The sequence below is a fragment of the Paenibacillus sp. 01T422 genome (genome assembly GCF_056398785.1).
The window spans coordinates 1-4,422 of the sequence record NZ_JBFTQB010000541.1; the positions used below are offsets into that span (position 1 = coordinate 1).

Genomic DNA, 4,422 nt, shown 5'->3' on the forward strand with positions numbered 1-4,422 from the left:
CCCCTAGCGGCAGGGCGACCCCTAGCGGCAGGGCGATACCCGAAATAAAATTCAACGCAATTAAACAGGCAATTACCGAAACGGAAAATATGATATTTTGTTTCACGATCGAATTCGTTCGTTTTCCAAGCGCAATCGCCGCAGCGATGTTTTAAATTCCGTCATTCATAAATGAATGAATGTCTAATGACACAAATCTCCCTACATTAATGACACAAATTTCCCTACATTAATGCGTAGATATTCTCTTTCTTAGGGGGATTCACTTTTATTAATAAAATGGACAATGCTAAAGTTGCGACTGCCCGTCGCACACACAAAAAGCTGCCTCGATGGCAGCTTTTTTATTGAACTCATGAATCTTATTCATTTACTGATTAAGCAAGTGAATTAATAAGTTTGATTTTCTAACCCTCAATTTTTTTTGTCGAAGCCATGGAATAAATTTGTTGTTTTTTGTCCTTATGGTCTGTTCTTTTAAGCAAGGTTCTTCTACTATTGTCGATTGAAATAAATATACAAAATGCTCCAAGAACAATCAAGACGATTGTAGTTATCGGAAACAGTAAATTCATTTTCAAAACTCCTCACCGGATATAATAACGATAATCATTATCATCATTATATCCGATTTCCACGAATATTCAATCCGTTCATTCTAAATATTTCCTAGTTCCTGCACGTGGATAAAAAAGTTGGCTTCAGGAAACATTAATAACTAATGAATGCCATTTTGAATCACAAATTGTCGCGTATTAAAAACATAAATCGGAGCAAAGGCAAAATTGGAGGATTCTATGTTCTACTTGTACAGTTTTACACTCTTATTCGGAGGTCTATTCATTATCAACTTTATTTTTTCTTATCAAAACAAGCATCGATGTCTATTTTTGGTCTACTTTAAAGTTTCAACTGCTAATGTTGCCTCTTTTTTTAATTGCAAATATGTGCATTGGCTACGGTGTCAGATTTGGCTATAAATCCACCGAAAATTTAAGCTAAGTTCTTGTAGCTGCGAAGTGTTTGGAGATCTTGATCTCATTAATAATGGGGTACTTATTTCTGAAAGAGATACCCAATTGGAAAACCTGGCTCGGTTTAGGTGTTATTGTGATTGTGATCATGAATCAAAAATGACCCCCTATTAAGATGCAGGTCTCACGATAAGTTCGCCTGCATCTTTTTTTCATGAGACCCGTACATCATAGTCGCTCATTCTATTTCACAGGTTGTACATATACCTATTTCTTTTATTCAAAAAGTTGTACCATCGTTTTAACGGTGGTTGTATTGGAACAATACCTCCCTCATGTTCATATCAAACATTGGAAAACGGGCGGACGATTGGATGCCAAGTCCTTCCTGCTAATCATGGCCATGTCGCTGCACAATCATCCTGAAGGGTTTATCCATTGGAGTCAGCTATGCCAGTCTGGTTGAAAACTTAGGAAACGTGGTTGCTCTCTCTATTGGATTGCAAAATGCGCCGGAAGGCTTGCTTATTGCCTTGTTTCTTACAAATCAGGGAATACGCTCTCGTTCCGCCATTGGAATAGCTGTACTTACCGGTTCTATTGAATGGATTGCGTGTCTCTTTGGCTTCCACTTAACCTCATCTTTTTCAAAAATAATTCCATATGGACTTGCCTTTGCCGCCGGTGCGATGCTATTCATCGTATATATAGAATTAATTCCCGAAACGCATGGTCATGGGCACGAAAAAGAAGCCACATTCTCATTTATCCTTGGACTTTTAATAATGATTTGCCTACTCGTTTGGTTTGAATAATTTCTCGTTGACGTAATAATCTCAATCCATTAAGAATGACTAGGATCGTGCTTCCTTCATGCCCAACCACACCTAGAGGAAGAGCAATGCCTTGGACGAAATTGGCCACGATTAACGTGATGATAACGGTCATAGCAAAAATAATATTTTGTTTGATGATAACTTTTGTTCGTTTGCCAAGTACAATGGCTTCAGCAATTTTCCCTATATCATCATTCATTAACACCAAATCTGCTGTTTCAAGCGCCGCGTCGCTTCCAGCTACCCCCATAGCAACTCCAACGGTAGCCGTTGCTAGGGCTGGAGCGTCATTGACGCCATCACCGACCATCGCTATGCTGCCGAATGTTTGCTTCAGCTCCTTGATTCGGCTCGCTTTATCTTCCGGCAATAAATCGGCGTAAACCCACTCAATCCCCAGTTCTTTACCAATTGCCTCAGCAGTTTGTTTMTGATCGCCTGTTAGCATAGCAACTTGAACACCTAATGCTTTGAGCATGGCGACTGCCTGTTTAGCCTCAGAGCGAATTTTGTCTCGTAAGGCAATTACACCGGCAACTCCCTGCGAATTGTGCATCACCGTTACGGTCTTCCCTTCACGTTCCAGTCTGTCAATGACTGTCTTCAATTCTTCCGTCCTAAACGCATCATCCAGAAAGGCTGGTTTCCCTATTTTCCACAAATCCCCTTTCCATTGTGCTTGAACTCCCCAACCTGTAAGTGTATGAAAATCAGATGGGCGATCAAATGCTGCCCCTTGTGCTTGAGCTTCAAGTACGATGGCTTTGGCTAACGGGTGTTCCGACAAGCTTTCCATCGATGCGGCGATGCTCAGCATTTCGGTTTCGTCTAATTGTTGGAATGAAAGAATATCCGTGACTACGGGTTTTCCTGATGTCAATGTTCCAGTCTTATCAAATGAAATAGCCTTGATTGTTGCAAGATTTTCAAGATGTGCACCTCCCTTAAAAAGGAGCCCCTTTCTCGCACCATTAGATATGGCCGACAGCATAGCAGGCATAATGGAAGCGACCAGCGCACAAGGTGACGCTACAACGAGAAACACCATCGCTTTGTAAAAGGTTTGATACCATGCTAAGTGGAATAACAGAGGAGGAACAACGATCAATAGCAAGCAAATCAAAATGATGGACTTCGCATAGATGCGTTCGAACTTCTCCATAAACAGTTGAGAAGCAGGCTTTTCGCTTTGTGCTTCCTGCACAAGACGAATGATTTTGGCGAATAAGGTGGATTCACTTAATTGACTGACTTCAATAAATAGAGCCCCTTGGCCATTCAGCGTTCCGGCAAACACTTCATCTCCTTTACCTTTATCCACCGGAACCGATTCGCCCGTAATAGAGGATTGATTCACAGCAGATGCCCCTTCAAGCACAACACCATCAGACGGAATACGTTCTCCGGGTTTGACCAAAACGATATCCCCAACCGTCAAAGCTTCAATAGCAACAATCGTCTCGATACCATCCTTAAACAATACAGCAGTCTCCGGCTTCAAATCCATCAACGAAGAAATGTCTCTGCTGCTCCGATCCATGGTGTAAGTTTCCAAAGCTCCGCTGAACGAGAAAATAAAGATAAGTACCGCACCTTCTGTCCAATACCCGATGCTGGCTGCGCCGATAGCTGCAATGATCATCAGCAAGTTAACGTCAAGATCGCGCTCTGCGATAAGGGTGTGCAAGCCTTCCTTGGCCTTCACAAATCCCCCCACAGCAAAGGCGATCAAATAGAAAACAATTGACCATAAATGAGTACTACTTCCTATCCCCCATGCAATAGCAATGAATATCCCACTTGTTAAAGCTGCCATACCTTCCCCGTAACGATTAAACCATTCTCTTCCTTCTTTATCTTTTATTTTGGAAAGGTTAACCTCCTGTTGTTTGGCGTAGCCATCTGCCGTATGAAAATCCGGTCTCATAACCATCACTCCTCCTCATTGAGAATGAAATCCATTATTAACTCCCTTAAAACAGCACATGCTGCTCCATTAAGGAGCAGCACGTTAAACGAGAATGATAATCGTTTTTACTTTATTCAACTTTTTTGCCTATACCTAACTTTATAATAATTATTATAATTTAAATTGCGATAAAAATAAAGCGCATTTTCTTTCCCTAGTGAAACTTTTTGTTGTACAGGCAATTTTATTGGTGTAGGATAATATTGTAGATATCAGGAAATACATAAAAAAATTTTCAGTCCAAATGTTGCCTTAAGACAAAACTATTGTGCGAAGGAAAGAAGGATGTCCAATGGAACCTATTGTTCAAGAATCAAAACCTCTGTCATCTCCAGAGGCAGGATGGAGGCGAAAAAGAGTTTCAAACAGTCTCCCGGAAGTTTACAAAACCCTCCCTATCCCAACAAAGGGAAGCTTCTTCCGGAAGCTCCTAGCCTTCACCGGTCCCGGTTATCTGGTTGCCGTGGGTTATATGGATCCTGGAAACTGGGCGACCAGTATAGCTGGGGGGTCCTTATACAATTATCAATTATTGTCCGTCATCTTAATATCTAACTTGATGGCCATTGTACTTCAGTCCTTAACGGCTCGGCTAGGCATCGCAACAGGTAGAGATCTTGCGCAGGCATGCCGTGATCATTAT

General features: G+C 41.4%; 3 protein-coding genes and 1 pseudogene. 3 read left to right on the forward strand and 1 reads right to left on the reverse strand.

The features are described from left to right. The first annotated feature begins 797 nt into the window (after positions 1 to 797). Together AC1DUA_RS25325 and AC1DUA_RS25330 are read left to right on the forward strand one after the other, a co-directional pair. Positions 798 to 1,137, forward strand: a pseudogene (locus tag AC1DUA_RS25325) (hypothetical protein). A 316-nt stretch (positions 1,138 to 1,453) separates the two neighbouring features. Beyond that, on the forward strand, positions 1,454 to 1,789 hold the full coding sequence (locus tag AC1DUA_RS25330; RefSeq protein WP_477502401.1) for a ZIP family metal transporter: 336 nt from the start codon (positions 1,454 to 1,456) through the stop codon (positions 1,787 to 1,789). Here AC1DUA_RS25330 and AC1DUA_RS25335 read toward each other — a convergent pair. After that, positions 1,740 to 3,737 (reverse strand): heavy metal translocating P-type ATPase, encoded by a 1,998-nt coding sequence (locus AC1DUA_RS25335; RefSeq protein ID WP_477502402.1) that lies wholly within the window; start codon positions 3,735 to 3,737, stop codon positions 1,740 to 1,742. The two genes, AC1DUA_RS25330 and AC1DUA_RS25335, sit on opposite strands and share 50 nt — an antisense overlap. 334 nt (positions 3,738 to 4,071) lie before the next feature. On the opposite strand from AC1DUA_RS25335, the gene AC1DUA_RS25340 reads away from it, so the two are divergent. Continuing rightward, positions 4,072 to 4,422, forward strand: a 351-nt coding sequence (locus tag AC1DUA_RS25340; RefSeq protein ID WP_477502403.1) for an Nramp family divalent metal transporter, incomplete at its 3' end; no start/stop codon positions are given.